Origin of the sequence: Amycolatopsis balhimycina FH 1894 (assembly GCF_000384295.1) — a bacterium.
GTDB lineage: Bacteria > Actinomycetota > Actinomycetes > Mycobacteriales > Pseudonocardiaceae > Amycolatopsis > Amycolatopsis balhimycina.
Genome location: NZ_KB913037.1, coordinates 778138 through 803167 on the forward strand (window position 1 = coordinate 778138; position 25030 = coordinate 803167).

18 protein-coding genes and 1 riboswitch are annotated in these 25030 nt (G+C 71.7%); of the genes, 3 read left to right on the plus strand and 15 right to left on the minus strand.

The window, feature by feature from the left end:
* Positions 1-323 precede the first annotated feature (323 nt).
* On the plus strand, positions 324-716 hold the full coding sequence (locus A3CE_RS0102675) for an STAS domain-containing protein (RefSeq protein ID WP_020638522.1): 393 nt from the start codon (positions 324-326) through the stop codon (positions 714-716).
* A gap of 32 nt (positions 717-748) precedes the next feature.
* On the opposite strand, the gene A3CE_RS0102680 is transcribed toward A3CE_RS0102675, so the two are convergent.
* The 12 genes from A3CE_RS0102680 to A3CE_RS49860 all read right to left on the minus strand — a co-directional run bounded on the left by A3CE_RS0102680 (position 749) and on the right by A3CE_RS49860 (position 15263).
* Positions 749-1129, minus strand: coding sequence for a response regulator (locus tag A3CE_RS0102680; RefSeq protein WP_020638523.1), 381 nt, complete (start codon positions 1127-1129; stop codon positions 749-751).
* Positions 1126-2952: a PAS domain-containing sensor histidine kinase gene (locus A3CE_RS0102685; RefSeq protein WP_245589414.1), complete on the minus strand. Its 1827-nt coding sequence runs from the start codon at positions 2950-2952 to the stop codon at positions 1126-1128. The genes A3CE_RS0102680 and A3CE_RS0102685 overlap by 4 nt, the downstream gene beginning before the upstream one ends.
* Positions 2953-3005: 53 nt before the next feature.
* A complete protein-coding gene (locus tag A3CE_RS0102690; protein WP_020638524.1) occupies positions 3006-3404 on the minus strand; it encodes an ATP-binding protein in 399 nt (132 codons plus the stop codon).
* A 72-nt stretch (positions 3405-3476) separates the two neighbouring features.
* Entirely contained in the window at positions 3477-4124 is a 648-nt protein-coding gene (locus A3CE_RS0102695) for a response regulator transcription factor (protein WP_020638525.1), read from the minus strand.
* A gap of 81 nt (positions 4125-4205) precedes the next feature.
* A complete protein-coding gene (locus A3CE_RS0102700) occupies positions 4206-4670 on the minus strand; it encodes a DUF6292 family protein (protein WP_020638526.1) in 465 nt (154 codons plus the stop codon).
* 76 nt (positions 4671-4746) lie between these two features.
* Positions 4747-5445: an RraA family protein gene (locus tag A3CE_RS0102705; RefSeq protein ID WP_020638527.1), complete on the minus strand. Its 699-nt coding sequence runs from the start codon at positions 5443-5445 to the stop codon at positions 4747-4749.
* 9 nt (positions 5446-5454) lie between these two features.
* Entirely contained in the window at positions 5455-5784 is a 330-nt protein-coding gene (gene cutA / locus A3CE_RS0102710; protein ID WP_020638528.1) for a divalent-cation tolerance protein CutA, read from the minus strand.
* A gap of 18 nt (positions 5785-5802) precedes the next feature.
* Entirely contained in the window at positions 5803-7395 is a 1593-nt protein-coding gene (locus A3CE_RS0102715; RefSeq protein WP_026468077.1) for an Hsp70 family protein, read from the minus strand.
* A 1-nt stretch (position 7396) separates the two neighbouring features.
* A complete protein-coding gene (locus tag A3CE_RS0102720; RefSeq protein ID WP_020638530.1) occupies positions 7397-8644 on the minus strand; it encodes a chromosomal replication initiator protein DnaA in 1248 nt (415 codons plus the stop codon).
* Positions 8641-10119 carry a dynamin family protein gene (locus tag A3CE_RS0102725; RefSeq protein ID WP_020638531.1) on the minus strand — a complete coding sequence of 493 codons (1479 nt, stop codon included), beginning with the start codon at positions 10117-10119 and terminating at the stop codon, positions 8641-8643. Before A3CE_RS0102725 ends, A3CE_RS0102720 begins: the two co-directional genes overlap by 4 nt.
* On the minus strand, positions 10116-11957 hold the full coding sequence (locus tag A3CE_RS0102730) for a dynamin family protein (RefSeq protein ID WP_020638532.1): 1842 nt from the start codon (positions 11955-11957) through the stop codon (positions 10116-10118). Before A3CE_RS0102730 ends, A3CE_RS0102725 begins: the two co-directional genes overlap by 4 nt.
* Positions 11958-11981: 24 nt before the next feature.
* Positions 11982-15263, minus strand: a complete 3282-nt coding sequence (locus tag A3CE_RS49860; protein WP_245589415.1) for an AAA family ATPase — start codon at positions 15261-15263, stop codon at positions 11982-11984.
* Between the two features lie 326 nt (positions 15264-15589).
* Between A3CE_RS49860 and A3CE_RS0102745 the strand changes: the two genes are divergently transcribed.
* Positions 15590-16741 carry an FAD-dependent monooxygenase gene (locus A3CE_RS0102745; protein ID WP_020638533.1) on the plus strand — a complete coding sequence of 384 codons (1152 nt, stop codon included), beginning with the start codon at positions 15590-15592 and terminating at the stop codon, positions 16739-16741.
* Here A3CE_RS0102745 and metH read toward each other — a convergent pair.
* Positions 16723-20367, minus strand: coding sequence for a methionine synthase (gene metH, locus A3CE_RS0102750; protein WP_020638534.1), 3645 nt, complete (start codon positions 20365-20367; stop codon positions 16723-16725). The genes A3CE_RS0102745 and metH overlap by 19 nt on opposite strands.
* 14 nt (positions 20368-20381) lie before the next feature.
* A riboswitch (S-adenosyl-L-homocysteine riboswitch) is annotated at positions 20382-20460 on the minus strand.
* Between the two features lie 205 nt (positions 20461-20665).
* On the opposite strand from metH, the gene A3CE_RS0102755 reads away from it, so the two are divergent.
* A complete protein-coding gene (locus A3CE_RS0102755; RefSeq protein ID WP_020638535.1) occupies positions 20666-21523 on the plus strand; it encodes a TIGR03619 family F420-dependent LLM class oxidoreductase in 858 nt (285 codons plus the stop codon).
* A 106-nt stretch (positions 21524-21629) separates the two neighbouring features.
* On the opposite strand, the gene A3CE_RS49865 is transcribed toward A3CE_RS0102755, so the two are convergent.
* Both A3CE_RS49865 and A3CE_RS0102765 read right to left on the minus strand, forming a co-directional pair.
* Positions 21630-23291 (minus strand): transposase, encoded by a 1662-nt coding sequence (locus A3CE_RS49865; protein WP_125592619.1) that lies wholly within the window; start codon positions 23289-23291, stop codon positions 21630-21632.
* Positions 23292-23364: 73 nt separating this feature from the next.
* Positions 23365-24753 (minus strand): sugar porter family MFS transporter, encoded by a 1389-nt coding sequence (locus A3CE_RS0102765; RefSeq protein ID WP_020638537.1) that lies wholly within the window; start codon positions 24751-24753, stop codon positions 23365-23367.
* Positions 24754-25030: the final 277 nt, after the last annotated feature.

Here is a 25030-nt window from a genome sequence, read left to right on the forward strand (position 1 = left end):
CAGCGATTTTTATTCGCACGGGTGTTCGGTAACGTCGTTGGCATGACCACTACGACTCTTTCCCCCGACCACCGGCTTCGCAACGCTTCCTCCACCGCAAGACGTCACCCGGACCCAGGGCCGTATCGCCGGACCGGGGCCGAAACCGTCCGCGAGGCGACGCGCGGTGGTCCATCTAGTGCATATGCACTATGCTCAAGGTCTACGGTTGAGCAGTCAGCCGCTGCCGGACGTTCCGCGCCCGGGCCGGCAGGCTGCCTTTCCGGCACCCCGTCCCGCGACGTCCGGTCCGCCCCTGCTGCCCGACGAAAGGGTGTGCCGCGATGGTTCCCCAGCCACGCTCGGCCGACCGAGAACTCACCACCACCGACTGGATGAACGCCGGCGGTCACATGTCGCTGCGCGTGCTGCGCCCCGGACTCCACACCGTGGTCGTCGAGGTGACCGGCGAAATCGACCTCAGCACCGCGCGCCGCCTGGACGAAGTCCTGCAGTCCCGCATCCGCAGCCAGGTCGGCGAGGTCGTCATCGACCTCTCCGCCGTCACGTTCTTCTCGGTCGCCGGGCTGAACTCGCTGCTGCGGGCCCAGCTGCTCGCCGACACGGCGGGGGCACACCTCACGGTGGACGCCGGGCAGTCGCGAGCGGTGCGGCGGCTGTTCACCCTGCTCCCGACGGACTTCGACGGCGTCTCGAACGTCCGGCCGGTCCGCTGATCGCTCACGAAGACGCGCTCACGAAGACGCGCTTATGAAGGTGGCTGACCGCCCAGCCGCCGGACGGCCTCGACGATCGCGCTGTTCGGCGCGCCCTTCACCAGGTACTCGGTGACGCCGGCCGCGGCGAGCCCGGCGATCGACGCCCGGTCGGCGTAGGCGGAGAAAGCGAGGATGGCGGTACCCGGACTGCACCGGGCGATTTCGCGAGCCGCCCTGGCACCACCGCCACCCGGCATCCGGACGTCGAGGACGGCGACCGCGGGCCGGTGCCGCTCGGCGAGCCGGATCGCCTCGTCGACGTCGCCGGCGACCGCGACCACGGCGATGTCGGACTCGGAGTCCAGGACTTCACGGAGGACGTCGCGGATCATCACGTCGTCGTCGGAGATGAGCACCCGCAGCTCGGTCATGGTTCGAGTCCCGTCGCGTCGGGCAGCATCGGCAGCCAGAACTCGACTGTCGTGCCTTCGCCGGGTGCGCTGCTCACCGAAAGCCAGCCGTGCGCGGCTTCGGCCCGTTCGTGCATTTCGACCATCCCGAAGTGGCCCGCGCCCGCGTCTTCCCCGGCTGTGCCGACGCCGTCGTCGGTGATCCGCACGAGCGTTCCGCTGTCTACAGTGGACAGTGTGACGGCGACCCGGGTGGCCCGGGCGTGCTTGTGGACGTTGCTGAGCGCCTCCTGGCAGATGCGGTACACGGTGATCGCCGCTTCCGGCGACGGCTCGGCCGTCAGGTCGTCCCGCACCGAGTGCGCCAGCCCCCAGCGGCCGGCGGCGTCGTCGACGTAGGCCGACACCGCGTCCACCAGCCCGTGCCGGTCGAGTTCCGGCGGCCGCAGGCGGGACACCAGGCCGCGCAGCCGGGCGATGGCCGCCTGCACCGACTCGTCGAGGCCGCCGACGGCGCTCGCCTGCGGTTCCGGCAGGCGGGAAGCGAGCAGCTGAAGGCGCATGCCGACGGCCACCATGGACTGGATCGACTCGTCGTGGACGTCCCAGGCGATCCGGCGCCGCTCCACCTCCTGCGCCTCGACCAGGTGCCCGACCAGCCGCCGGCGTTCGCGCAGGGCCTGCTCGGCGTTGCGGCGCTCGGTCATGTCACGGGTGACCTTGCCGAAACCCTGCAAGCGTCCCTGGTCGTCGTACAACGCCGTGATCACCACGTTCGCCCAGAACCGGGTGCCGTCCTTGCGCAACCGCCACCCCTCGTCCTCGAGCCGGCCCTGCTCGACCGCGACCTCCAGCTCCCAGGCGGGTTTTCCCGCTGCCACGTCTTCAGCCGGATAGAACACCGAAAAATGCTTCCCGATGATCTCCTCCGCCGCATACCCCTTGATCCGCTGCGCGCCCGCGTTCCAGCTCGAAATCCGGCCCTCGGTGTCCAGCATGAAGATGCCGTAGTCCTGCACGGTCTGCACCAGCAGGCGGAACCGCTCTTCGCTCTCCCGCAACGCCAGCTCGGCCGTGCGGCGCTCGGTCACGTCACGGGTGACCTTGCCGAAACCCTGCAAGCGTCCCTGGTCGTCGTACAACGCCGTGATCACCACGTTCGCCCAGAACCGGGTGCCGTCCTTGCGCAACCGCCACCCCTCGTCCTCGAGCCGGCCCTGCTCGACCGCGACCTCCAGCTCCCAGGCGGGTTTTCCCGCTGCCACGTCTTCAGCCGGATAGAACACCGAAAAATGCTTCCCGATGATCTCCTCCGCCGCATACCCCTTGATCCGCTGCGCGCCGCCGCGTTCCAGCTCGAAATCCGCCCTCCGGTGTCCAGCATGAAGATGCCGTAGTCCTGCACGGTCTGCACCAGCGGCGCGAACCGCTCTTCGCTCTCCCGCAACGCCAGCTCGGCCGTGCGGCGCGTCGGTCACGTCACGGGTGACCTTGCCGAAACCCTGCAAGCGTCCCTGGTCGTCGTACAACGCCGTGATCACCACGTTCGCCCAGAACCGGGTGCCGTCCTTGCGCAACCGCCACCCCTCGTCCTCGAGCCGGCCCTGCTCGACCGCGACCTCCAGCTCCCGCGCCGGTTTTCCCGCTGCCACGTCTTCAGCCGGATAGAACACCGAAAAATGCTTCCCGATGATCTCCTCCGCCGCATACCCCTTGATCCGCTGCGCGCCCGCGTTCCAGCTCGAAATCCGGCCCTCGGTGTCCAGCATGAAGATCCCGTAGTCCAGCACTCCCTGCACCAGCAGGCGAAACCGGTCGTCGTCCGGCCGGCGCGCTTCGTCCATGCGGTCACTTTGCCGGATCCCCGCGTGTCCGGCACGCCAATGGCCCGCGGTGCTCAGCCGGCGAGTTCGGCGGACGTGGCGGGCAGCGCACACCAGACCAGCTTCCCCCGGCCGTGGCGCACGGCACCCCAGGCCGACGACAGGCGCTCGACGAGGGCGAGACCCCAGCCTCCGTCGGCGCCCGCGGGCCGCCGGACGGGCAGCGCCGGGCTGTCGTCGAAGACCTCGACGCGGACCTCCGTGGCGGTCACGCTCAACCGCAGGACGGGGCGCCCGCCCGCGTGCTGAAGGGCGTTGGTCGCGAGTTCGGTGACGATCAGCAGCGCGTCTTCGACCGCGACGTCGCTCGCCCAGGCCAGCAGGGTGAGCCGGGTGAAACGGCGCACGGCGGCCAGTCCGCCGGCCAGGTCGGTCAGGGCGCACTCCGCGGTGAGCGGGGCAGGGACGTTCACGGTCCCCAGCCTGCTCGACGGCACCGGGCGGCGCGAGATGCAAACCGCCACCACGCACCTGGTGCAGGTGCATCAGCCGATGAGGCCCTCCCGGCGGGCGACGGCGACGGCTTCGAGCTTCGACCGCGCCCCGAGCTTCTCCAGCACCCGCTGCACGTGGTTGCGCGTGGTGTTGCGGGACACGCCCAGCCGACGGCCGATCTCGTCGGTCGTCGCGCCCTCGGCGAGCAGGTCGAGGGTTTCGCGCTCGCGCGCGGTCAGCGCCGAACCGCCGGCCGGCCCCCGCCCGGTGAGCCGGTCGAAGACGCCGGGCAGCAGCTCCGGCTCGAAGACCACGCCACCGGCGGCGACGTCCCGCACGGCGGCCTCCAGCACGCCGAGCTGGGACGACTTGAACAGGAGACCGGCGCCGCCCGCCTGCGCCACCTGCGCGGCGACCGCCGGGGTGGCGTCGCCGGTCAGCACCAGCACCCGCGCGCCGGCCGAGCCGAGCTCCGCGATGACGCCGAGGGCGTCGCCGTCGGCGAGCCGCCGGTCCAGCACCACGACGTCCGGGGCGTGCTCGCGCGCGTCCGCGACGGCTTCCACCCGCGAGCGGGCGCGGCCGACCACGGTGATGCCGTCGGCGCGGTCGAGCGCGAGCTGCAGCGCCTCCGCCACCATGTCGTGGTCCTCGACGAGGAGGACACGGACGGCATCGGGCTCATCGGCGCTGCTCACGAGGTTCCTTCACTGGACGAGTGGCTGACGGCCCATCCTAGGCGCTCGGCGCCGCCGGCGTCCTTCGGTGCGGTGCCGTGATCACCACGCCGCCGAGCTCCGCCGCAGCAGGCCCTCGGGGCCGGTGACCGGCAGCGAGTCGACGAGGTCCTCGTGGTGGCCCGCGCGCCGGAACACCGGCGGGCGGAAGGACCCGGCCGGCGGACCGGCGACCCTCAGCACTTCGAGGAACCGGGCGACCGTGCGCGGCGGCGGCAGGATGTGGCGGCCGCCGAGGTAGGCGAACACCTTCGCCGCGCTCTCGCCGGCGGGCTCGACGACCGCCGACCAGCCGTGCACCTCGTCCCAGATCAGGGCCAGGTCGTGCCCCGGCAGGTCCGGGAGCGTGCGGTCCAGGGCGATGTACCCGGAGGCGGGGACCTCGAGGTCGAGCGAACACGACTCGAAGCCGACGCCCACGGCCCGGGCGACCCGGGCGAGGTAGGCACGCAGTCCCCGGGCGAAGTGGTACTCGATGTCCCTGCCGAAGCCGATGAGCGTGTTCATGGTTCCGCCTCCCGCGCCCGCTGCAGGCCGGAATACCCGATTCGGCGGGTGATCACACTTTCGGGTTCATTGCGGCCTATTCCTCGATCGCCCCGCCCACCGCGCGCAGGTGCGCGCGGAAAGTCAACGCCGGATTCGTTTCCCGCGCCGCGAGGAATTCACCGAACCGGACCTGCCGGCGCAGCGGCTCGCCGCCGCGGATCCGGTCGGCCTGGCGGCGCTCGGTGTCGCGGATGCCTTCCGCCAGTGTGAAGAGTTCACCCGCGCGGGCGAGCGGGACGAAGAGGACGCCGTCGTCGTCGCCCAGCACGAGGTCCGGCGGCCCGATCCGCCAGGTGCCGACGATCGCTTCGGCCGGCCCGCCGTCGACGCGCGGCCCCAGGTTGAGCGGTCCGGTCGGGATCGAGCCGAGGCTGAACACCGGCAGCCCGATGGCCCGGATGTCCGCGGTGTCGCGGTGCAGGCCCCAGATCACCACTCCGCCGAGCCCGGCGGCGTGTGCTTCGAGCACGACGAGGTCGCCGACGCAGCTTTCGTCGAGGCGGCCGCCGTTGTCGACCACGAGGACGCCGCCTTCGGGGGCGTCCTCGAACGCCTCCAGGAAGACGTCGACGCTGCCGACGTGCCGGGCGGGGACGGCCGGTCCGCACAGCCGGCTGCCGGGGACCACCGCCCGCGTCGGCGCCGGGGCGCAGCGCACCGGGAGACCGGCGCGGATGCACGCGTCGGCGAGGTGGGCGGTGGTCAACGTCGCGAAGCGCCCTTCGAGATCCATACCTCGAAGCTAACCACCGTTCCGGGTTTCAGTGGTCACCCAGGCGAGGTATTCGCCGCTGCCGCCTTCGATCGGCGTGGCGATGATCTCCGGCAGGTCGTAGCCGTGCAGCTGCCGGAGGCTTTCGGTCAACGCCGGCACCCGGTCCGCGGTCGTCTTGATCTCCACCCGCCACTCCCGGCCGGTCTGCACCGCGCCCTCCCACCGGTAGACGCTGGTGACCGGGCCGACGATCTGCGCGCAGGCCCCCAGCCGGGCTTCGATCACCTTCACGGCCAGCTCGCGGGCCGCGCTTTCGGAGTCGGTCGTGGACGTCACGATCACGTGCTCTGCGGTCATGCCGGGAGGCTACTGGGCTCAGGGCGTCGGCTTCGTGCTCGTCGTGCCCGTCGTGGTCGTCGCGGTGGTGGTCGTCGTGGGTGTCGTGGTGCGGGTCGGCGTGGCGGTCCGGGTCGGCGTCTTGTGCCTGGTCGTCGCCGGCGGGTTCGTCCGCGGGGGCACGACCGTCGCTTGAGTCGTCTGCGGTTCCTCCGGGGACGCCAGCGTCACCAGGGTCGGCGTCTCGCTGGCCGGACTCGTGGCCGGCGGCGTCGTGGTGCCGGACGGGCGTCCGCCGGAACTGCTCACCGCGACGGCGACCCCGCCGATCGCCACCACCGCCACCGCGCACAGGCCGACCACGACCCCGCGGCGCGAGGCCCGTCGTCCCGGGGACGAACCGTCGGCCTTGCCGCGCCCGAGCGACGGCGGCGGTGTGCCCGCGCCGAACCCCGGGGTGGCCGCCACACGCGTCTCCTCGCGCGGCGCCGGCACGCGCGGGACGCCGGGCTGCGGAGGTGGCGCGACGGGCCGGATCGCCGTCTGCGGCTGCGGCGCCTGCACCAGGCCCGACCGTCCGGAGGCCAGCGCGGCGGCGCCGAGCGCGACGCCGTACTTCGGGTGGATGTCCACCGCGGTCGGCCTGCCGAGTTCGGCGGACACCAGCTGGGACACCAGCGGGATCCGCGACGACCCACCGACCAGCAGCACCGCGCCGAGGTCGGCCGGCCGGAGGCTCGCCGACTGCAGCGCGCGGTGCAGCGAGCCGATCGTCGCGGTGATCGACGGCCGGATCATCTCCTCGAACTCGCCACGGGTCAGCCGGACCTCCGTCTGCACCGACGGCAGCAGCACCGGGACGGCGGTTTCGGTGTCGGCGGACAGGGCTTCCTTCGCCAGCACGCATTCCTGGCGCAGCCGCACGATGGCGGCCACCGCCCCCGCGTCGTCCGGGTCGATCCGCGACAGCTTCCCGTCGAGCGCACGGTCGACGTGCCCGAAGACGGCTTCGTCGAAGTCGACGCCGCCGAGGCCCTCGATGCCTTCCGGAGTACCGAGGATCTCGAAGCCGCCGCCGCGCTTGCGGAGCACGGTCGCGTCGAAAGTGCCCCCGCCGAGGTCGTACACTGCGACGACGGCGCCGTCGTCCAGGCGTTCCTGGGCCGCGTAGTGCGCCGCCGCCGCCTCGGGTTCGGTGATCAGGGCGACGCGGTCGATCCCGGTCAGCCGCGGCACCTGCTCGAACAGCTCCCGCTTGTACGGCCCCCAGTTCGCCGGGTGGGTCAGGGTGATCCGGTCCGGACGGCCGCCCTGTTGCGCGGTGACCGTCCGGACCACGTACCCGAGCAGGTGGGCCATCAGCGACGCGACCGAATGCGGCGCACCACCGAGCAGCACCGGCGTCGGATCGCCGAGGCGCCGCTTGAACTCCCGCGCCACGCGGTCGGGTTCGACGGCCGCACGCCGGCTCGCCGCGTCCCCGACCAGCACCCCGCCGTCGGCCCGCAGCAGCACGACCGACGGGATGGCGGCCGTGCGGTCGCCGAGTGACACCATTTCGACGTGGCCGGCGCTGTCGACGGCGGCGGCCGTGAAGGTCGTGCCGAGGTCGATGCCCAGTCCGTAGCCCATGTCAGCCTCCGCCGTCCGCGTGCGCGTGGTCAAAAGTCCGGTGCTCGTCCGGAACCGGCTGCGGTTCCGGGTCTTCGAGGTGGTCGTGGTGTGCTTCGTGCTCTGGTGGCGGCTCCGCCGGCGGAGTCGCTTCGGGCGGCGGCTCATCCGGCACACGGTCGTGGTCCGGCAAGTGCTGTCCCGTGCCCGGCCCGGGGTCCGGGTCGTGCCGCCGCGGTGGCTCGAAGGGGTGCTTCTCCTCGGCCGGGTGCGGCCGGGCGCCCGTCACTTCGCCGGCGTCGTGGTGCTTCGGTTCGGGCTCGGTGACGAAGCTGTGCTTCGGGGCCGGGTGCTCGGCCAGCGAGTTCGACGCGGCCAAGGTCGTCGTTTCGACCGCGACCGGCTGCACCGACGGAGTGTCCACTGTGGAGGGAGCGCGGCTGAACGTGACGACCGCCGGTGGCGCGGGCAGCGACGACGCGGGAGCGGTCACCGACGTCGTCACCGTGGCCCCGCGCGCCTTGTCCCCCACGGTCTCGGTCTGGTGGACCGTCGGCCCGGCCGGCTCCCCGAACGGGTCTTCGGCCTTCGCCTGCTCGTCCACGCTGATCCCGACCTCGATCCCGGGCGGACCGGTCTCGGCTTCGTCGAGGACGACCGTCTCCTCCTGGAACACCTCGATGTCGCCGTGCCCCGGCGCGTCCGGGGTGAGCTCGTAGGTCAGCGAGCCCTCGTGCTCCACGGTGATCGTGCCGTCCGGGTTCTCGTGGACCACGATGCCGGCGTCCTGGACGATGTCGATGTCCGTGTCGCCCGGGGTCCCGTCGCCGGGCACGACGAGGTGCTGGTGGTCGACGTACACCTCGTCGTGGCCGTGGTTGTGCACCACGAACCGCTCGGTCGCGTCGATGACGAAGTTGCCGAACTCGTCCTCGCGGACGTCGATCTGCTCGAACTCCTCGACGGTGGGCAGCTCCTCGAGCGGCGTGCCACCGGTGGTCTCCGGGTGCCAGACGGTGCCCGTCCGCGCCTCGACCGAGCCGTCCTCGCCGCGGGTCACCGTGTGGGTCTCCACCTCGGGGACGTACTCGTGCCCGCCGGCCTCGTGCGCCGTCTCCGCCGCGACCGGTTCCGGGTGCGGCGGTGGCGGTGGCGGTGGCGGTGGCGCGCCGGGCGACCCCGGCGTGAGCAGGGTGCCGGCCACGTCCGACGCGACGGCACCGGCGACGGCCGCGGCGGCCCGCTTGGTCTTCTTCGGCAGGTCGTTCATGACAAGACCTCCGCCCGCGCTTCGCTGAGCAGGATTCCTTCACACGTGCGCACGAGAACGCGGGCGGCGTCGCGGACATCGCGCGGCGACGCGGGGTGCTCGGCGCGCCGCTGCCACCTCAGCAGCTGCGCGCCGAGCGCCTGCCGGATCGCCGCGCGGCCCGCGTCCGCGGGCAGGCCCAGCCGGCTCGGCACATCCACCCCGGCCGCGCCGAGCAGCCGTTCCGCGTCGCGGGCCTCGTCGGTGGTGAGCAGCACAACGCCGAGCCGGATCGAGTCGATCAGCTGGATCTCGGCGAATTCGTGCGCGCCGGCGACGATCCGCTCCCATTCGTGCAGCAGCCCGCCGGTGCGGTCGGGGTAGGCGCGCAGCACCGGTTCCACGGCCTGCAGCGCCGACCGGGCCTTGAGCACGTCGGCCCGCGCGGCGAACTGGGTGGTCAGCAGCGCGCGCAGGCGGTGCAGGCCGCTGCGGGCCAGCAGCTCGCCCGACAACGCCCGCGCGCCGCTCACGTGGCCACCGCGAGTCAGCTCGACCGCCAGCCGGACGCCGAAGAGCCCGTAACGGGCCAGCAGCTCGGCGCGTTCGCCGAGCGGCAGCTCCACTTCGGACTCCGCACGCGCGAACCGGTCGGCCGATGTCAGCAGCCGCGCCACTTCGCCTTCGGGGGCGGCGGCCAGCACCCGGAACGCGTGGTGCTCGGACTCCTTCAGCGACGCGGCCGAGCTGGCCAGCAGGCCGGCCACCGGGACCACGGTCTGGCAAAGACCCCGTACCCGGGGGTCACGGGCGTAGCGGTCGGCGATCTTCGCCGCCGAGTCCAGTGCGTCGGTGCGGGCGTGCCCGACCTCGTCGGCCTTCGCCAGCACGCCGATGGTGTTCACCGGGCGCCGCTGCGCGGGGTCGTCGTGGAAGGCCTCCAGGAACCGGACGTCGTCGCCGTGCACGTGCCGCATCAGGTAGATCACCGCGTCCGCGGTGCCCACGCCGTCGCCCTCGGGCACCAGCGCCACCTCGGTGCGTTCGGAGACCGCCGGCCGCGCCGAGCCGAGCCCGGGCGTGTCGATCAGGGTCATCGCGCGCAGCGCGGGCGACGGCCAGTCGACGACGAGCCGTTCGACGTCGCCGGGCGCCATCCCGAGTTCGAGTCCGAGCGTGCCGGACAGGCGCCCGAACGGCAGCTGCCGCGGCATCCCGCGCAGCGGGTGCAGCATGATCCGGTAGGTCGGGCCGTTGCGGTACCAGGTGACGACGCGGGTGCACTCCCCCGCGTCGGTCGCCGCGAGTTCCTGGCCGACCAGCGCGTTGAGCAGCGTGGACTTCCCGGCCTTGACCCGGCCGGCGATCGCGACGCGCAGCGGCTCGGCCAGCCGGCCGGCGATCTGCCGCAGCACCGGCTCGGCCGGGGTGCCGGCGTACCCGGCGCACGCGCGGGCAGCGAACCCGCGGACCTGGAAGTACAGCGACGGTGTCATCGTGTCACCGCCGGGACCGGCTTCGGCGCACTGCGCTCGGTGAGTTCGCCGGCGCGGCGGCCGAGCACTTCGAGGGCCTCGATGTCGGCCTCCAGCCGCTTGAGCTCACCCACCTCGGCCTCGTCGTCGACGACGGCCTTCTTCGCGTTCGCCAGCGCTTCGGTCAGGGACCGCTGGAGTTCTTCGACCCGTGCGCTATACGCGTCACGGAGTTCGCGCTGCACGGTCCGCATCGCGTCGCGGGAGTCCTTGCCCACCTGGAGGTTGAACTCGTCGACGAACCGGCGGACCGCGGTCTTCGCCAGCGTGCGGCGCTTTTCCAGCTGCCGCTTGCGTTCGTCGAGAAAGCCGGAGCGCCCCATCAGCAGGCCGGCCGCGACGCCGAACGGGGTCGGGATGGCCAGCGCGGCCATCTTCGTGAGCATGGAGAACATCAGGAACCCGCTGTAGGCCTTCTGGAACGCGGCCATCCCGGTGGTGCCGCGGGTCTTGGCCCCGGTGAACGACGAATCGATGTCGATCGCCTCGACGACCGTCACGGGTGCCTGGACCTCGCGCGGCAGCACGGCCTGCGACTCGGCGAGCTCGAAGTGCTCGGCGACGCGGCCGGCGAGGCCGCGGGCCTGCTTGACGAACCCCGCGTAGTTCTCCAGTGTCTCGTTCGCCAGGCGCTGGCGCAGCCACTTCTCGAACTCCGCCCAGTTCTTGGCGGGGTCACCCTCTTCGATGGCCTCTTCGGCCTCGTGCAGCACGCCGCGGGAACGAGCGCGCAGGTCGTAGTCCACATCGGACGAGATATCGGCGAAGCCGTCGAAGAGCAGCTGCTGCCACTTCGCGGACTGACTGCGCAGCGCGTCGACGCGGTCGTTCACGCGGCCGAGTTCCTCGATGAGCGCGGCGGACTGCTCGGGGTGCGCGAGCGCGGTGCGGCGGGCACGCAGGGCCGCGTGCAGCTGCCCGACCGCGGACCCGACGTGCAGGCCGACGGCGTTCAGGGCGGAGCGTTCGGCGTCCCCGACCACGCCCTGCAGCCGTTTCACCAGCTGCGGGAAGCCGGATTCGACATTCATCTCCTGATCGGCCGAACGGGCCGCGACGGTGCGCAGCTCGGAGGAGACGGCGACGGTGTCGATGGCGATCCCGCACGCTTCGAGGTGCCCGGCGTCGAGCTCGAGGATCCGCCGCCACTGCGGGTAGAGGTCGATCTTGGTGAGGACGAAGAAGACCGTCGGGCAGAGTTCTTTCACCGTCCGGAGGAACCGCAGCTCGGCGCCCGTCAGTTCCTGGGAGGCGTCGGAGAGGAAGAGGACCGCGTGCGCCCTCGGCAGCGAGCTGACCGTGACGGCGTTGTGCAGCGAGCCGAGCCCGCCGACGCCGGGCGTGTCGACCAGCACCAGCCCGCCCGAGAGCAGCTGGCGGCTGATCGACGCGGTGACCGATCTCAGCTTGCGGAGGTTGCCGGGGTTCCCGGCTTCACTCACGTGAGACGGCAGGTCTTCGAGGGAGATCCGCTCGGTCCACGGCGGCGACGACGGGTCGGCCGGTTCGTAGGTCGCCAGAGCCCCGGACTCCGGCGCGTAGCGGACCACGGTCGGCACCGCGGTCGCGATGTCGTCGTCGACCGGGCAGATCTTGGCGGTCAGCAGCGCGTTGATGAGAGAACTCTTGCCCTGCTTGAATTCGCCGACCACGTAGACGGTGACGTCGGGTTCGGACAGCAGGCGCCGGGCGTCGGTGAGTCGCTGGACGAGGTCGTCCCGACCGTACGCGTTGGCACCCTTGACGGCGAGGTCGAGAGTGTCGAGGGCGATGCGCCCCCCGCCGCTCGGCTCCTGCATGACCGCTCCTTCTGCTCCTTCTGCTTACGCCGGCTCAGACGTGCGGGTCGACGTCGTGGTGGTGGTAGTCGGCGTGGTGGTCGTGCCCGCCGCCGTGGTGGTGCTCGTGCTCGTGGTGGTGCTCGGTGGCCGCCTGCTCGTTGAACTGGTCGCCGCCGTGGCCGTGGTGCCCGTGGCCTGCTCGTTCTGGAAGATGTTCCCGTGGCCACCGGTCGAGGCCTGCTCGTTGAACTGGTTCCCACCGTGACCGCCCGAGCCCTGCTCGTTCTGGAACACGTCACCCCCGGCCACCGGTCGAGGCCTGCTCGTTGAACTGGTTCCCGCCGTGACCACCCGAGCCCTGCTCGTTCTGGAACACGTCACCCCCGGCCACCCGTGGAAGCCTGCTCGTTGAACTGGTCGCCGCCGTGGCCGTGGTGCCCGTGGGCCCTGCCTCGTTCTGGAAGATGTTCCCCGTGGCCACCGGTCGAGGCCTGCTCGTTGAACTGGTTCCCACCCGTGACCACCCGAACCCTGCTCGTTCTGGGAACACGTCACCGCGCTGTGCGCGCGGCGCTTGTCTCGGAACGGCGTCTCGCGGCTGGCCTGCGGTTCGGGACGTCCGAGGTGCTGCATCCGGCGGCTGCGGGCACGCCCGCGCCTGCTCGTCGGAAAGACCAGCCCGCAGCAGTCTTCCCGGCCCGCCCGTCGCGTCGGCTGCTGGGCCGCTCGCGACGTGAGGACTGTAGTCGGCGGCGGCCCGAGCGGAGGCGAGGCGCACCCCGCGGTGCCGCGGCACGCTCCGCGGGTGGGCGCGCGCCGTGGGTCGGCGGCCGGTGCCCGGGGCGAACCACGTCGCCGGCCGGCGGCCTCGCGCGCCGAGAAGGCGGCGGCTGCCGCGAGCGTCGGCCGGCTCCGGGCGTCGCGGCGAGTATCCGCCACCGACCTGGTCCGGTTCGGGTCGCGCGCGGCGGACCTTCCGCAGGACGTGGGCGGGATCTCTGGGCGCCGGCGCTGGGCCGCGGCCGACTGCCGCGCTGCCGAGTTTCCCCGTGGCGCGGTGGGCTCGGGACGCCCTGGCCGCGGCTTCCGCGGCGAGCAGCCGCGAGCCGGTGTCGGCGAACGCCGTCGCGCGACGGCGTCCAGCCCCGCCGCGTCCGCCGCCGACAAAGCCCGCGCGTGGGCCGCGTACAGCGGCCCCAGGATCCCGCCCACGTCCGGCGGAAGGTCCGCGTCCACCCCGAACCGGACCAGGTCGTGGCGGATCTCGGCCGCGCGACGCCGAGCCGGCCCGACGCCTCGGCGGCAGCCGCGGCTTCGGCGGCGAGGCCGGCCGCCCGGACGTTTCGCCCCGGGCGCCGCCGCCCAGGCGCGCGCCCACCCGCCGAGCGGGCCCGGTAGGTCGACGTCCTCGGGCCGCCCGCTCATCGCCGTCGCCCGGCCCAGCGCCGACGCGACGGCGGGCCGGAACTCGTGCGGCTGGTCGTTCCCGTCGACGGCGAGGGCTTCCCGCAGCCGCCGGATCGCACCTCGGACGTCGCCGCAGGCCAGCGCGACCGTGCCGAGCGACGCCGCCGCGCCGGCGAGGGCCGGGCCCCAGGGGTCGCCGATCGCGTCCCGGTACCCGGCTCCGGCCAGGTCTTCGGCTTCCTCGAGCCGTCCCGCCCGGCACAGCGCGACGATCCGCGCGTGCTCCAGCCGGACCCGCGCCCCGGGCGCGGAAGCGTCGGAGATCCGCGCCGCGATGGCCAGGCCTTCTTCGACGACGCCGAGGCACGCCTCGGTGCGCCCGCTGTCGGCCAGGGTCCCGGCCGCGACGACCAGGGCCCCGAGCCGGAGCGGGTCGGCGCGGCGGTTGCGGTCCAGGACCGGTCCGAGCAGGTCGAGGGCGGTCCGGCAGGCACCGGCCGCCGCGCGCAGGGCCGCGCGGGCGGTGACCAGGTCGTCCGCGGTCCCCGACACCGCCGTCTCCGCCGTGTCCAGCACGGCTTCGGCGTCGTCCGCGCGCCTCAGGCCGAACGCCAGGTTGAGCGCCCGGGTCGCCGAGACGCGGGCGTGCTGCGCGTCCGAAACCGTCTCGCCGGCCAGCTCCACCAGCAGGGCGTCGGCGTCGGCGTGCCGCCCGCCGGCGATCCGGACCTGGGCAAGCAGGAACTTCGCGCCGAACCCGCCGCCCGATCGGACGGATTCCGCCGCCAGCTGCTCGGCCTGCGGGAAGTCCTTGCGCAGCAACGTTTCCGCCGCGGCGCGGACGAGCTGCGGGTCGATCGGCAACCCGGCGGCCAACCGCCACCGCACCAGCCGGGGCTTGTCCTCGGCACGCCGGGCACCGGTGAGGTCCAGGGTCTGGGCGAGGATCCGGTAGGTGTCGCGCTGGCGCAGCGGAGACGTCCGGCGCCGGATCACCTCCGCGTAGAGCGGATGCGCGAGCCGGACGTTCAGCCGTCGCCCGGTGCGTTCCGACACGACGAGCCCGGCCTGCTCGGTGGACGCGAGGACGCGCCCCGCCCCGAGCCGGACCAGCGGTTCGCAGCCCAGCGGCTCCCCGAAAGCCAAGAGTTCCAGCAGCCGCCGTTCGTCGGCGTCGACCCGGTCGGTGCGGGTTTCGATCAGCTCGACCAGCCGCGGGGTAGCGGTCAGGGCGCCACTCCACCGCCACACGCCGTCCACAGCCGACAGCGAACCGCTGTCCAGTCCGCCCTGGACCAGCTCGCGCAGGAACAGGGGGTTCCCGAGGGACAGGTGCCACAGCCGGTGCTCCGCCTCGTCTTCGAGCCGGCCGCCCAGTGTCGCGGTTATCAGCTCGGTGGTCTGGGGGCGGGTGAGCTCGCGGACGTCGAGCCGCTCGGCGACGCGGTCCTTCCACATCGCGAACACCGGGTCCGGCACGCTCACCCCGTGCGGCGCGATCACGATCACGAACGCCGACGCGGTCGCGGCCAGCTGGTGCACCAGGGTCGCGGACAGGTCGTCGAGCAGGTGGGCGTCGTCGACGCAGAGGACGAGACGCCGTCCTTCCGCGCCGCGGGTGAGGTGGCCGGCGACCTGGTTGAGCCGGTGCGCGCGGTCCGCCGTGCCGTCCGCGCCGCCGGGCAGCAGGTGCGCGAAGGCGCCGAACGGGATGGTCGAAGCGGACGACATCGCGCGCACCCAGTGCGTGCGGGCGCCCCCGGCAGCCAGCTCGGCCAGCAGCACCTTCGCCAGGCGTGTCTTGCCGGCGCCGGCGCGCCCGGTCAGCAGCAGCCCGCACACCTCGGCATCGGCCAGTGCCCGGCGCGCGAACACCAGTTCCTGCTCGCGGCCGACCAGCGGCCAGTCGTTCCCCACACCCACTGCCTCCCCGCCCCTCGCCGGCTTCCCGGTGGTTGCGCACACCCGTTGCTCGGATAATGACTACGTCGAGCCCGGCCGAGTACCGGATCGGCGCAATGATTTGGCATAGATCGGCGAACGGCACGGCAAATACGACACATCGGACAGTCGATCTTCGATTTAGTGAGCATTTCCCGAATATTCCGCGGAAACCGTGATCAAAGATTCCCCGGTGATTCTTTTCCTTAGTCACGGCATTCTTCGGACGCGCGGCGGCAGCTGACGGCGGCCGCCAGCGCTTCGCCAGTGACCGGTAAGCCGCCGCGGCGACGCTCTCCCGCATGAAGAACCTTTCCGTCCTGATCTCCGGCGCGAGCATCGCCGGCCCCGCCCTCGCCTCGTGGCTGACCCGCTACGGCTGCACCGTCACCGTCGTCGAACGCGCGCCGGCGGTGCGGCCCGGCGGCCAGGCCGTCGACTTCAAAGGCGCCACCCACCGGACCGTGCTGGCGCGGATGGGCGTCCTCGACGAGATCCTGCGGCGGCAGACCGGCGGCCAGGACCAGACGATCGTCGACGCCGCCGGCCGCCCCCAAGCGGTGATCCCCGGCGAGTTCACCGGCGGCGAGATCGAGATCCGCCGGGGCGACCTGGCCGGGATCCTCTACGAGCACGCGGCCTGCGAGTACCTCTTCGGCGACACCATCACGGCGCTGGCCGAGACCGCGGACGGGGTCGACGTCACCTTCGCCCACGCGCAGCCGCGCCGCTTCGACCTGGTGGTCGGCGCCGACGGCATCCACTCGAACGTCCGGCGGCTGGCGTTCGGCCCGGAACGCGACTACGTGCAGTACCTCGGTTATCACTACGCCCTGGCCGAACTCGGCGAGAAGGTCGCCGAGGGCGAAGCGGTGATGTACAACGAGCCGGGCCGGATGGCCGCTGTCGGCGGGCCGAAGGCATCGGGCTTCTTCGTGTTCGCCTCCCCCGAGCTGGACTTCGACCGTGGTGACACGGACCGGCAGCGGCACCTGCTGATGGACGCCTACCGGGGCGCCGGCTGGCGGGTGCCGGAGCTGATGGCCGAGATCCCGCGGGCCCGCGAGTTCTACCTCGACTCGCTCAGCCGGGTCACGATCGACCGCTACTCGCGCGGCCGGGTCGTGCTGCTCGGCGACGCGGCCTACGGCAACACCCTCGGCGGCTTCGGCACCGGCCTGGCGATCGTCGGCGCGTACGTGCTCGCCGGCGAACTCCTCGCCGCGGACGGCGACCACCGGGTCGCTTTCGCCCGCTACGAGGACCAGTTCCGCGGCTACGCGAAGATCTCGCAACGCGGCAGCGCGGGCCCGTTCCTCGCGCCGCCGTCACCGCTGCGGATCAAGCTCCGGGACTGGACGTTCAAGTCCCGCTTCCTGCTCGGCCTGATGCTCAAGGCGACCGGCAAGTTCGCCACGGACATCGAGCTGAAGGACTACGCCCCGGGCTCGTAGGCCAGGTTCGGCCGCAGCCACTGCTCGACCTCGGCGACCTCGACGCCCTTGCGGCGCGCGTAGTCCTGGATCTGGTCGCGGCCGAGCCGGCCGACGGTGAAGTAGCGGGAGTCCGGGTGCGCGAAGATCAGCCCGGACACGCTCGCCGCCGGCGTCATCGCGTACGACTCGGTCAGCGCCATGCCCAGCTCGTCGGCTTCGAGCAGCTCGAACAGCTCGCGCTTCTGGCTGTGGTCAGGGCTGGCCGGGTAGCCCAGCGCCGGGCGGATGCCGCGGAAGCGCTCCGCGTGCAGGTCCTCGAGCTTCGGCTGGGCGTCCGGCTCGAACCAGCCGCGGCGGGCCCGCAGGTGGATGTGCTCGGCGAACGCCTCGGCGAGCCGGTCGGCCAGCGCCTTGACCATGATCGCGCGGTAGTCGTCCTGCTCGGCTTCGTACCGCTTGGCCAGCGCCTCGGCACCGTGGATGGCCACCGCGAAGCCGCCGAGGTGGTCACCCGCCGGGGCGATGTAGTCGGCCAGGCAGCGGTTCGCGCGGTCCTCGGGCTTGGCCGTCTGCTGGCGTAGCATCGGGAACTTGACGTGCGCGTAGCCGCCGTCCAGCACGATGTCGTCGCCTTCGCTGTGCGCGGGCCAGTACGCGTACGCACCCTTCGCCGTGAAGCTGCCGTCGGCGATGATCTCGTCGAGCAGGGTGTTCGCGTCGTCGAACAGCTCCCGGGCGACCGGCTGCTCCAGGATCGCCGGGTACTTGCCCTTGAGCTCCCAGGCCAGGAACAGGAACTGCCAGTCGATCATCTCGCGCAGTTCGGCGATGGCCGGCTCGACCACGCGGACGCCGGTGAACTCCGGGGTCGGCAGGCCGTCGAACGCCACCTTCTCGGGGTTCGCGCGGGCCTGCTCGAGGGTGAGCATCGGGCGGCGCTGCTTGCTCGCGTGCTGTTCGCGCAGCACCTCCTGGTCGGCCCGGTTCTTCTCGGCCAGCGCGATCGAGCGGTCCGGGTCGAGCAGGTCGGACACCACGCCGACGACGCGCGAGGCGTCCAGCACGTGCACCGTCGCGTTGTCGTAGGCGGGCGCGATCTTGACCGCGGTGTGCTGGCGGGACGTCGTGGCGCCGCCGATGAGCAGCGGCAGCTTCAGCCCGCGCCGCTGCATCTCGGTGGCGACGGCGACCATCTCGTCCAGCGACGGCGTGATCAGCCCGGACAGCCCGACGGCGTCGGCGCCTTCGGTCACCGCGGTGTCCAGGATCTTGGCCGCCGGCACCATCACGCCGAGGTCGATGACCTCGTAGTTGTTGCAGCCCAGGACCACGCCGACGATGTTCTTGCCGATGTCGTGGACGTCGCCCTTCACCGTGGCGAGCACGATCTTGCCCTGGCCGCTCGTCGACTCCAGCCGGCCCTCCTGGCGCGCCTTCTCCTTTTCCGCCTCCATGAACGGCTCGAGGTAGGCGACCGACCGCTTCATCACGCGCGCGCTCTTGACCACCTGCGGCAGGAACATCTTGCCGGAGCCGAACAGGTCGCCGACGATCTTCATCCCGTCCATCAGCGGGCCCTCGATCACCTCGAGGGGCCGGGCCAGCTGCTGCCGCGCCTCTTCGGTGTCGTCTTCGATGTAGTCGACGATTCCGTGCACCAGCGCGTGCGAGAGGCGTTCGCCGACCGTGCCTTCGCGCCACGAGAGGTCGACGACGCGCTTGGTGCCGCTGCCCTTGACGTTCTCGGCGAAGTTCACCAGCCGGTCGGTGGCGTCTTCGCGGCGGTCGAAGAGCACGTCCTCGACCAGTTCGAGAAGGTCCTTCGGGATGTCTTCGTAGACGGCGAGCTGGCCGGCGTTGACGATGCCCATGTCCAGCCCGACCTGCACGGCGTGGAACAGGAACGCCGAGTGCATCGCTTCGCGGACGACGTCGTTGCCGCGGAAGGAGAACGACAGGTTCGAGATGCCGCCCGAGATGTGGACGCCGGGGCAGCGCTCCTTGATCCGGGGCAGCGCGTCGATGAACGCCTTCGCGTAGCCGTTGTGCTCGGCGATGCCGGTGGCGACGGCGAGGACGTTCGGGTCGAAGATGATGTCCTCGCCCGCGAAGCCCGCTTCCTGCGTCAGCAGGTCGTACGCGCGGCCGCAGATCGCCACCTTGCGATCGGCGGTGTCGGCCTGGCCCAGCTCGTCGAAGGCCATCACGACGACGCCGGCGCCGTAGTTCCGGATGGTGCGCGCCTGGGCGAGGAACGGCTCCTCGCCCTCCTTCAGGCTGATCGAGTTGACGACGCCCTTGCCCTGCAGGCAGCGCAGGCCGGCTTCGAGCACGGTCCACTTGGAGCTGTCGACCATCACCGGGATCCGGGCCACTTCGGGCTCGGTGGCGATCAGGTTGAGGAACGTCGTCATCGCCTGCTCGGACTCGAGCAGGTCGGCGTCCATGTTGACGTCGAGCAGGTTGGCCCCGCCGCGGACCTGCTCCAGCGCGACGTCGACGGCGCCCTGGTGGTCGCCGGATTCGATGAGCCGCCGGAACCGCTTGGAGCCGGTGACGTTGGTGCGCTCGCCGATCATGACGAACCCGGTGTCGGCGCCGATGCCGAACGGCTCGAGCCCGCTGAAGCGCGTGTGGGTGCGCGGTGCGGGCACCTCACGCGGGCTGACGCCCTTCGCCGCGGCCGCGATCTTCCCGATGTGCGCCGGCGTCGTGCCGCAGCAGCCGCCGACCACGTTGACCAGGCCGTCCCGGACGAACCCGCCGAGCAGCCCGGCCGTCTCCTCCGGCGTTTCGTCGTAGCCGCCGAACGCGTTCGGCAGGCCGGCGTTGGGGTGACAGGCCACGTAGGTGTCGGCGAACCGGGAGAGCTCCTCGACGTGCGGGCGCGCCTCCGCCGCCCCCAGCGCGCAGTTGACCCCCACGACCAGCGGTTTCGCGTGCTCGACCGAGTTCCAGAACGCCTCGACGGTCTGCCCCGACAGCGTCCGCCCGCTCAGGTCGACGATGGTGACGGAGATCCACAGCGGCAGGTGCGGGGCGACCTCGCGCGCGGCGGCGACGGCGGCCTTGCAGTTCAGCGTGTCGAAGATCGTCTCGATGAGCAGCAGGTCGACGCCGCCTTCGGCGAGCCCGGCGATCTGCTCCGCGTAGGTGGCCTTGACCTGTTCGAACGTGACGGCCCGGTAAGCCGGGTCTTCGACCTTGGGCGACAGGCTGAGCGTGACGTTGAGCGGGCCGATCGACCCGGCGACGAACTTGCCACCCGCTTCGTCGGCGGCCTGGCGGGCGAGCTGCGCGCCGCGGACGTTCATCTCGTGGACGTACGCCTGGAGCCCGTAGTCGGCCTGGCCGATGCTGGTGGCGGTGAAGGTGTTCGTCGTGGTGATGTCCGCGCCCGCGGCCAGGTACTGGCGGTGCACGTCGAGGATGACGTCCGGGCGGGTGAGGTTGAGCAGATCCGGATCACCGGTGACGTCGTGGGTGTGGTCGCCGAAGCGGTCGCCACGGTAGTCGGCCGGGGTCAGCCCGGCGCCCTGCAGCATGGTGCCCCAAGCGCCGTCGAGCACGGCCACCCGCTGGTCGAGCAGCTCACGCAGCTTCGCTCCTGGATCAAACGCCGTGGACTCGTGCGGGGTGGTCACCGGCAGCCTCCCTCAGTCGGGAGGCGCCCTTGGTTGGTCATTCCCGGCCGAGCGTGGCGGACCCGGTGGTCCGTTGCAGCGCCTCTCGGCCTGTGGTCCACGGTATCGGAAACGGGCACCGGGACGCCATCCCGCCCCGCCGTCGTGTCCACGGACTGGGACATCGTCTGTCCACAATGGAGCACAGCACTCCCCCTCCGCCCACCCTTCAGTCAGACACCGAGAGTACCCGACCCGTGACACACCGCGCCGGCGGGGCGGCCTTGAAAACTGAAACACGTTCTAATACGCTCGGCCGGTGGACTACGGAATCGTGCTGTTCACCAGCGACCGGGGCATCACCCCGGCGGCCGCGGCGCGCGCCGCGGAGGCCGCCGGGTTCGCGACCTTCTACGTCCCCGAACACACCCACATCCCGGTGAAGCGCGCGTCGCCGCACCCGCGCACCGGCGACGCGTCCCTGCCCGACGACCGCTACAGCCGCACTCTCGACCCGTGGGTCGCGCTGGCGACGGCGGCCGCGGTCACCGAGCGGATCCGGCTCTCCACCGCCGTCGCCCTGCCGGTCGAAAGCGACCCGATCACGCTCGCCAAGACGATCGCCAGCCTCGACCACCTCTCCGGCGGACGCGTCACGCTCGGCACCGGGTTCGGCTGGAATGTCGACGAGCTGACCGACCACGGCGTGCCGGGGAACCGGCGCCGCACCGCGCTGCGCGAGTACCTCGAAGCGATGAGTGCACTGTGGACGGAAGAAGAGGCTTCCTACGACGGGGAGTTCGTCTCCTTCGGGCCGAGCTGGGCGTGGCCGAAGCCGGTCCAGCCGCACATCCCGGTGCTGCTCGGCGCGGGGCCGACGGAGAAGACGTTCCGCTGGATCGCGCGGCACGCCGACGGCTGGATCACCACGCCGGCCGACACCGACCTGGACGGGCACGTGGCCCTGCTGAAGGAGATCTGGCTCGCCGAAGGCCGCGAGGGCGCGCCGCGGATCTGCGCGCTCGGCGAGCGGCCGGACCCGGAACGCCTGGCCCACCTGGACTCCCTGGGGGTGACCGAGACGATCTTCGGTCTCCCGGACCGCGCACCGGACGAAGTCGAAGCCTGGATCGGGCGGCTGGCCGGAAAGCTCTCCCTCGCCCCCGCCCGGACGTAGTGAACGACTCTTTCCTGGCGTCCGGGGCCTGTTGTTTTTTGTGTTGGCTGTCTGGGGGGCTGAGACGTGCCGTCCCGGTGTGCGGGCCGGGGTGTCCGGCCTGGTGCTAGGTGGTGCGGAGTCGGGTGGTGGTGATGCCTTTGGTGCGGAGTTTGAGCAGGTTGGTGACGGCGGCGGCGAGGGAAAGTTCGGCTTGGACGGCGGCCAGGCCGCGTCGGGCGAAGCGGCGGAGTCCGCGGCGGTCTTTGACCCAGGCGTAGGGTGTTTCGATCATCGGGGCGCGTTGTTTGTAGAGGGCGTGCCCGTCGGGGGTGCGGAGCCGGTGGTTCATTTTCTCGCGTGGGGTGGCGTTGTCGGGTGGGTCGCCGGTGGCGGGGTCGGTGACGGCGCGCCGGTCGATGACGTGGCGTTTGGCGTCGGCGATGAGCCGGTCCGGGCCGTCGGTGGTGAGGTTGGTGTCGGAGTCGTAGCCGGCGTCGCCGACCATGGTTCCCACGGTGAGGTCGGTGCGGCCGGTGCGTTCGGCCAGGTGCGCGGCGGTGGCGGTGACGTCGTCTTTGGTGGGGATGAACTGTTCGAGGTCGTTGGCGTCCTGGGTGGCGCGGGCGGAGATCAGGAACTCGTCGGTGCTGGCCGCGGTCTGGCAGTTGTAGCCCTGGACCCAGCCGTTGCGGGTCTTGAGCAGCCGCGAGTCCGGGTCGGTCAGGTTCGCGGTCAGCCGGTCCTTTCCGGCCTGTCCGGGCACTGCCGATGCGGCGGGCTGGCCTGCGGCGGGTGCGGTCTGTCCGGCGGCGGTCCGCTCGGTGTGAGCGCGTGCTGCCTCGTAGGCGGCGCGGGCCGCGCGGACCTTGTGGTGCTCGTCCGGTGCCACCATCCGCCCCGGCGGGCGGGGACGGGCCAGGAACTCGGCATAACGGGCCTGGGCCTCGGCCTGCAGGCGTTCCCAGCGGGCCCTGGCCACCGCCACCCGGTCCGCGCCCTTGGGCGGGGCCCCGGCCCGGGTGGCGCCGTCGGCGACTGCCTGGTCGTAGGCCCGGGTGGTCTCGGCCTGCTCGGCCGCGGCCCGCTCGGCCTTCTCGCGCCGGGCCTGGATCTGTTCCAGCGCCTGGCTGATCCGCTGGTCACGGTGCGTGCGGTCCATCCCGGGCGGTGGTTCGTCCCCGCGCCGGTCGGCGCCGAAGCGGGCGTCCTCGGCCGTGTCGGTCTCCGCGACGGTGGCCAGGAACTGCTCGGCCTGTGTGCGCAGGTAGTCCTCGCTGCGGTTGGTGTCCTTGCTGGCGTTCGCCGCGATCTTGGTGCCGTCGAAGGCGACCACCCCGAGTGACACCATGCCCAGCTGCGCGGCCAGCACCAGCGACTCGGTGAGCAGGTCGGTCAGCGCGGCCTCGTGGTGCTGGCGGAACCGGGCCAGCACGGTGTGGTCTGGCACGTCTTGGGCGCAGATGATCCGGAACGCCACATCCGTGTGACACAGCCGTTCGATCTGGCGTGAGGAGGACTCCCCATGTGCCATGGCATACACGAACAGGGTGAGCAGCATGTCCGGGTCGTAGCCCCGCCGCCCGACACCGCCGCGCTTCGCGCGGCGGTGAAACGCCGTGGTGTCCAGCCGTGCCACCGCCGCGATCACGAACCACACCAGATGATCTTCTGGCAGCCACTCTGTCATCGACGGCGGCAGCAGAAACTCCTGCCCACGATCAACCGGCCGATAATCCCTTGCCACACCACGATCATCCCCGCCGACCACCGCTACCAGCAAGATCATCACCACGTGTCAGGCAACCAAAAAGCAACAGGCCCTCCGGCGCCAGGAAAGAGTCGTTCACGACCCCCCGGGGTCAGCTCTTGGCCGCGACCCCCTGCCGCGCCCGCAGGTCGAGCTCGATCTGCTCCAGGCTGCGGCCCTTGGTCTCCGGGACCAGCCACTTGGTGAGCACGAACAGCACCACGTTCACCCCGGCGAACAGGAACATCGAGCCGCCGATGCCGAGGGACTTCGGGTCGGAGATGAGCGGGAACACCGCGCTCACGATGCCCGTCGCCGCCCACAGGACCACGCTGCTGACGCCCATGCCGGTCGCGCGGTACTTCAGCGGGAACACCTCGGACATCATGACCCAGACGACCGCGCCCCAGCCGAGCTCGTAGCCGACCAGGTAGAGCACCATCATCACCAGCATCAGGATGCCGCGCGTGCCGGTGTCGTGGACGTTCAGCACCACGAGCCCGGCCGCCACCAGCGTGATCACCATGATCACGTTGCCGATGAGCAGCAGCGGCTTGCGGCCCCAGCGGTCCACCACGAACACGACCCACGCGGTGAACAGGAACTTCGTGACGCCCAGCAGCACGCCGGACAGCAGCGCGGCCTGCGTGGCGAAGCCGAGGCCGATGAGCATCGTCGGGAAGTACGCGTTGATCGCGTTGACGCCGCTGAACTGCTGGCCGATCGCGAGCAGCAGCGCGACGACGACCATCGGCCGGACGAACCCGGAGAACAGGTCGCGGATCCGCGGCTTGTCCTCGGTGTCCAGCCGGATGACCTCGTGGATGGTCGCGATCTCCTCGTCGAGGTTCACGGTGTTGCCGTGCGCGCTCGCCAGGACCTGCCGGGCCTCGTCCTCCCGGCCGTTGCGGACCAGCCACCGTGGCGTCTCGGGCAGGAACGCCAGCCCGGCGAGCAGGATCACCGCGGGCACGATCGCGCCGGCGAACATCCAGCGCCAGGCCGAGATCGGGCCGAGCCAGTAGCTCACCAGGAACGCGATGAGGATGCCCAGCACGATGAAGATCTGGTTCAGCGCGCCCATCGCGCCGCGCAGCCGCGCCGGGGCGAGTTCGGACAGGTACGTCGGGACGGTCGAGGACGAAAGGCCGATCCCCAGCCCGATGACCAGGCGCGAAAGCACCAGCAGCACGAACGTCGGCGAGAAGCTCGCCGCCAGCGTGCCCACGATGACGATCGCCGCCGCGACCATGATCGTGCGGCGGCGGCCGAGGGCTTCGTTGGTGCGGCTGGAAAGCAGCGCACCGACGATCGCACCGACCGACAGGCTGGCGGTGATCACGCCCTTGTCCCAGCTGGTCAGCGCCCACAGTTTCCCGATGAACGGGAGCACCCCGGAGATCACGCCGAGGTCGTAGCCGAAGAGGATGCCGCCGAGCGCACCGAAGAAGTACAAGGTGGTCCGGCCGATGTGCCGTGCCGCCGGGGCCGTTTGCGTCATTGCCTGGTCGCCTCTTTCGTAGGTCCAGTCCAGCCAGCGGCCACCACACTCACACGCCGCAAAATGACGGGCAAGAAGATCCGTGATAACAATTCAGAAACCTGATCGCCGTTCACGTATGTGATTCCGACAAAACCGGCACACCGCGTCCTCGAGGCCGGTATCGAGTCCACTGTGGACAGCCGCGGACGCCGAAATCGTCGAACGCTTTACAACGCTCGGAACGTCGGCTTACCGTCTCTTCTGGAAGCGCTCCCAGAGTTGTGGAGGCAGACGT

What these genes read in the sequence shown, in the direction of transcription:
- A3CE_RS0102675 (WP_020638522.1), top strand. Translation starts at nt 324, where the DNA reads ATGGTTCCCCAGCCACGCTCGGCCGACCGAGAACTCACCACCACCGAC.
- A3CE_RS0102680 (WP_020638523.1), bottom strand. Translation starts at nt 1,129, where the DNA reads ATGACCGAGCTGCGGGTGCTCATCTCCGACGACGACGTGATGATCCGC.
- A3CE_RS0102685 (WP_245589414.1), bottom strand. Translation starts at nt 2,952, where the DNA reads ATGGACGAAGCGCGCCGGCCGGACGACGACCGGTTTCGCCTGCTGGTG.
- A3CE_RS0102700 (WP_020638526.1), bottom strand. Translation starts at nt 4,670, where the DNA reads ATGAACACGCTCATCGGCTTCGGCAGGGACATCGAGTACCACTTCGCC.
- A3CE_RS0102705 (WP_020638527.1), bottom strand. Translation starts at nt 5,445, where the DNA reads ATGGATCTCGAAGGGCGCTTCGCGACGTTGACCACCGCCCACCTCGCC.
- cutA (WP_020638528.1), bottom strand. Translation starts at nt 5,784, where the DNA reads ATGACCGCAGAGCACGTGATCGTGACGTCCACGACCGACTCCGAAAGC.
- A3CE_RS0102715 (WP_026468077.1), bottom strand. Translation starts at nt 7,395, where the DNA reads ATGGGCTACGGACTGGGCATCGACCTCGGCACGACCTTCACGGCCGCC.
- A3CE_RS0102720 (WP_020638530.1), bottom strand. Translation starts at nt 8,644, where the DNA reads ATGAACGACCTGCCGAAGAAGACCAAGCGGGCCGCCGCGGCCGTCGCC.
- A3CE_RS0102725 (WP_020638531.1), bottom strand. Translation starts at nt 10,119, where the DNA reads ATGACACCGTCGCTGTACTTCCAGGTCCGCGGGTTCGCTGCCCGCGCG.
- A3CE_RS0102730 (WP_020638532.1), bottom strand. Translation starts at nt 11,957, where the DNA reads ATGCAGGAGCCGAGCGGCGGGGGGCGCATCGCCCTCGACACTCTCGAC.
- A3CE_RS0102745 (WP_020638533.1), top strand. Translation starts at nt 15,590, where the DNA reads ATGAAGAACCTTTCCGTCCTGATCTCCGGCGCGAGCATCGCCGGCCCC.
- A3CE_RS49865 (WP_125592619.1), bottom strand. Translation starts at nt 23,291, where the DNA reads ATGATCTTGCTGGTAGCGGTGGTCGGCGGGGATGATCGTGGTGTGGCA.
- A3CE_RS0102765 (WP_020638537.1), bottom strand. Translation starts at nt 24,753, where the DNA reads ATGACGCAAACGGCCCCGGCGGCACGGCACATCGGCCGGACCACCTTG.